This is a genomic window from Rugosimonospora africana, from assembly GCF_016862975.1.
Lineage (GTDB): Bacteria > Actinomycetota > Actinomycetes > Mycobacteriales > Micromonosporaceae > Rugosimonospora > Rugosimonospora africana.
The window spans coordinates 1-553 of sequence record NZ_BONZ01000213.1 but is presented as its reverse complement, the minus strand read 5'-3'; the positions used below and the strand labels follow the sequence as shown (position 1 = coordinate 553).

The window sequence follows — 553 nt, the reverse complement described above, 5'->3', positions numbered from 1 at the left end:
CGACGGAACCGCCGCGGCACCGGTCGTGATCGTCGACATGTGGAACGGCTCCAGGTAGCCGTCCGGGTTCGCCGGGTCCGGCTGCTGGAACACCGAGCGGCCGTTGGGCAGCCGGATCGCCTTCTTGTCGCTGAACCCTCGCACCCCGGGGAAGGTGCCGAAGTAGTGGTCGAACGACCGGTTCTCGGCCATCACGTACACGACGTGCTTGACCTGGGAGAGGTCGAAGCCCTTCGCCTTGGCGGTCGCGGCCTCGGCGAGATTCTCCGGCAGGATCCCGGCCAGGCCGGCCGCGCCCGCGAGGCTGGCCGCGCTGGCGAGGAACCGGCGTCGCGAGATCGACGGCGTGGACGGATTCGTGCGCTTGTCAGTCATTGCCTGTCTCTTCTTCGTCTCGGAGTCGGGCGTCAGTGTGCCGTCGGGCCAGCTGCGGTACCGGGCTGGGCGAGGCCGAGCACCTCGGCGATCGCACTGTTCTTCGTGTCGGCGATGTAGAGCACGTTCGTCGACTGGTCGATCGCGACCGCGGACGGGGTGTTCAGCGCCGAGTTGA

At 68.4% G+C, this 553-nt stretch carries 2 protein-coding genes; both read right to left on the bottom strand.

What is annotated here, in order from left to right; translation table 11 throughout:
* A partial coding sequence (locus tag Raf01_RS49280; protein WP_203925096.1) for an alkaline phosphatase family protein occupies nucleotides 1-375 on the bottom strand: 375 nt, incomplete at its 3' end.
* Between the two features lie 32 nt (nucleotides 376-407).
* Entirely contained in the window at nucleotides 408-542 is a 135-nt protein-coding gene (locus Raf01_RS51220) for a hypothetical protein (protein ID WP_373319808.1), read from the bottom strand.
* Nucleotides 543-553 lie beyond the last annotated feature (11 nt).